The sequence below is a fragment of the uncultured Amnibacterium sp. genome, assembly GCF_964244015.1.
Classification (GTDB): Bacteria; Actinomycetota; Actinomycetes; order Actinomycetales; family Microbacteriaceae; genus Amnibacterium.
The window spans coordinates 1-3,056 of record NZ_CAXTHO010000199.1 but is presented as its reverse complement, the minus strand read 5'-3'; the positions used below and the strand labels follow the sequence as shown (position 1 = coordinate 3,056).

The following is a 3,056-nucleotide window of genomic DNA, read 5'->3' as shown; positions in this document are numbered from 1 at the left end:
GGCAGGTGCACGATCGCGACGTCGGACCCCTCCCGCGCGTAGGCGATCGCGACGGCCGCCCCGATGCCCGAGTCGCCTCCGGTGATCAGCGCGCGACGCCCGGTGAGCTTGCCCGACCCGGTGTAGCTGTCCGCTCCGAGGTCGGCGGGACTGCTCATCTCGGAGTCGAGACCAGCCCCCTCCAGGTACTGCTTCTCGGGCGTGATGTGGGCGAAGAGCTCGGTCGGGTCGATCAGGGACGGTGCGGAATCGGACATGCGTCGACCGTACGAGCCCGCACTGGGGAGTCGATGAGGGCGGCACGGCGCCGCGCCACCGTCAGTCGGGCCGCTTCGCCGCCATCCCGGAGAGGATCATGCTTCCCAGCACGGCGACGAGTGCCACCGCCGTGGTGATCATCAGCTGTTCGTATCGGCCGTACACGGTTCGCCTGCTGTAGCGCTCCGGAACCACAGCTCCGTCTTTCAGCTGCGCAAGCAGCAGGGCGAGTGGAGTCGCTTTGGCCCGCATCCGGAGAACGTATTCGAGCCCACCCGTGCGAAGTCTCGGCATCAGGTGCGCGTCGCCTGAATCGAGGCGCGCGACGTCCGATCCAGCTCTCCCCGCAACGGCACGCCGCGGATGTCCGTGATCGACGCTGCGTCCCTCGACCGACGGATCGCTCGGTCGGATCAGGGTCAGCGCGTCCACCGACGGCGGTCCCCATAGGCTCGGGCGGCTGCCCAGGAGGTGCCCACGTGATCGTGACCGTGACGTACGAGCCGGATGCGGCCTCCGGGTTCGAGGCGTCCGCGCTCGGTCATCTGCTGCACAAGCACCCGGACCGCGTACAGCGGTTCTCGGCGCCGGTCGGAGACGTGCACGTGTTCTATCCCGAGTCGACGCCGGAGCGCTGCACGGCGGCGATGGTGCTCGAGGTCGATCCGATCGCGCTGGTCCGCAGCACGCGGTTCCGCAGCGACCCCGCCTCGCTCGGCCGCTACATCAACGACCGCCCGTATGCCGCGTCGAGCATGCTCGCCGTCGCGCTCGGCGCCGTGTTCCGAACCGCGACGACGGGGCGCAGCGACGCGCTGCCCGAGGCGGCTGCTGCGGACCTGCCGTTGACGATCCAGGTGCCGGTCGTCTCGTCGCGGGGTGACGAGACCGACCTCGTCCGCCGGCTGTTCGAACCGTGCGGGTGGGCGGTGGAGGAGGTCCCGGTCGCGCTCGATCCGGCCTTCCCGGCCTGGGGCCCCTCCCGGTACAGCTCGGTGACGCTGCGGGGACGGATGCCGCTGTCCCGCGCGCTGCGGCAGCTGTACGTGCTGCTGCCGGCGCTGGACGACACGAAGCACTACTGGGTCGGCGACGACGAGGTCGACAAGCTCGAGCGGAACGGCTCCGGCTGGCTCGACGAGCACCCTGAGCGCGCGCTGATCGCTCGCCGCTACCTCCTGCATCAGAAGGCGCTGGTCGCCCAGACGGTCGAGCCGGAGGAGGCCGAGTCGCGCGACCGGCCGCTCGCGGCGCTGCGGGCGGACGCGGTGCTGCAGGCCCTTCGCGACATCGGCGCGTCGAGCGTCGTCGACATGGGCTGCGGATCCGGGGCGCTGCTCGTACGGCTCGCCCGGGATCGGGCGTTCCGTCGCATCGTCGGGATCGACGTGTCCGCCCGGTCGCTGGAGCGGGCCGGCTCGGCGCTCGGGCTCGCGCAGGCGTCGGACGACGAACGCGAGCGGATCGTGCTGCGGCACGGGTCGGTGGTCTACCGCGACGCGTCGCTCGCGGGGATGGACGCGATGGTGCTGATGGAGGTGGTCGAGCACGTCGACCCCTCCCGGCTGGATGCGCTGGAGGACGCCGTGTTCGGTGCGGCCCATCCCGCCGCCGTCGTGCTGACGACACCGAACGCCGAGTACAACGCGCTGTACCCGGGGCTCGCCGCGGGCGATCGCCGGCACGCCGATCACCGGTTCGAGTGGACGCGAGCCGAGCTGCGCGCCTGGGCGGAGGCGGTCGCTGTCCGGCGCGGGTACCGGGTGTCGTTCCGGCCGGTGGGCGCGGAGGACGACGAGTTCGGCCCGCCGACGCAGCTGGCGCTGTTCCAGCGGGAGGTGGCCGCATGACCGCGCTCGCGATTCCGAAGACGTGCCTCGTCGTGCTCGTCGGCGTCTCCGGATCGGGGAAGTCCGCATTCGCGCGGCAGCACTTCGGCCCCTACGAGACGCTGTCGAGCGACGCCTTCCGCGGCATGGTTGCAGGCGACGAGACCGACCAGTCGGCGACTGCGGACGCGTTCGACGCGCTGCAGTACGTGGCGGCGAAACGGCTCGCCGCGGGCCTGCTGACCGTCATCGACGCGACGAGCGTGCAGCCGGAGTCACGCCGCCGACTGATCGGGCTGGCGAAAGCGCACGACGTGCTGCCCGTCGCGGTCGTGCTCGACGTGCCGGAGTCGGTCTGCGTGCGACGCAACGCGGCGAGGTCAGATCGGGAGATCGCGGCGCGGGTCGTACAGCGCCAGTCGGACCAGCTCCGCCGCGGGCTGCGCGGACTCGCCCGCGAGGGGTTCCGCCGGGTCCACGTGCTCTCGGGCGTCGACGAGGTCGACGCGGCGACGATCGTCCGCGAGCCGCTGCTGAACGACCGCACCTGGGACACCGGCCCGTTCGACGCCATCGGCGACGTGCACGGCTGCCTCGCCGAGCTCGAGACCCTCCTGGACCGGCTCGGGTACGCGATCCGTCGCGACGACCACGGGCGCCCGATCGATGCCGAGCACCCCGACGGTCGCCGGCCGGTGTTCCTCGGCGATGTCGTCGACCGCGGACCCGACGTCGCCGGCGTGCTGCGGCTCGTGATGGGCATGGTCGACGCCGGCCACGCGCTGATGGTGCAGGGCAACCACGAGGACAAGCTCGTGAAGGCGCTGCGCGGCGCGAAGGTCCAGACCGGGCACGGTCTGGCCGAGACGCTCGAGCAGCTGGAGGCGGAAGGCCCGGACTTCCGCCGGCGAGTGCTCGACTTCTGCTCGGCGCTCGTCGCGCACCTGGTCCTCGACGGCGGCCGGCTCG

3 protein-coding genes and 1 pseudogene are annotated in these 3,056 nt (G+C 72.0%); 2 read left to right on the top strand and 2 right to left on the bottom strand.

Annotation, left to right across the window (positions count from 1 at the left end; all coding sequences use genetic code 11):
• Positions 1-257 (bottom strand): annotated as a pseudogene (locus ACFE67_RS14750) (NAD(P)-dependent dehydrogenase); the annotation flags it as partial.
• Between the two features lie 61 nt (positions 258-318).
• Positions 319-690 (bottom strand): hypothetical protein, encoded by a 372-nt coding sequence (locus ACFE67_RS14745; RefSeq protein ID WP_375407625.1) that lies wholly within the window; start codon positions 688-690, stop codon positions 319-321.
• 47 nt (positions 691-737) lie between these two features.
• On the opposite strand from ACFE67_RS14745, the gene ACFE67_RS14740 reads away from it, so the two are divergent.
• Positions 738-2,108, top strand: a complete 1,371-nt coding sequence (locus tag ACFE67_RS14740; protein ID WP_375407624.1) for a 3' terminal RNA ribose 2'-O-methyltransferase Hen1 — start codon at positions 738-740, stop codon at positions 2,106-2,108.
• Positions 2,105-3,056 (top strand): AAA family ATPase (locus ACFE67_RS14735; protein ID WP_375407623.1); only part of this gene is annotated, 952 nt, incomplete at its 3' end. The genes ACFE67_RS14740 and ACFE67_RS14735, both read left to right, overlap by 4 nt.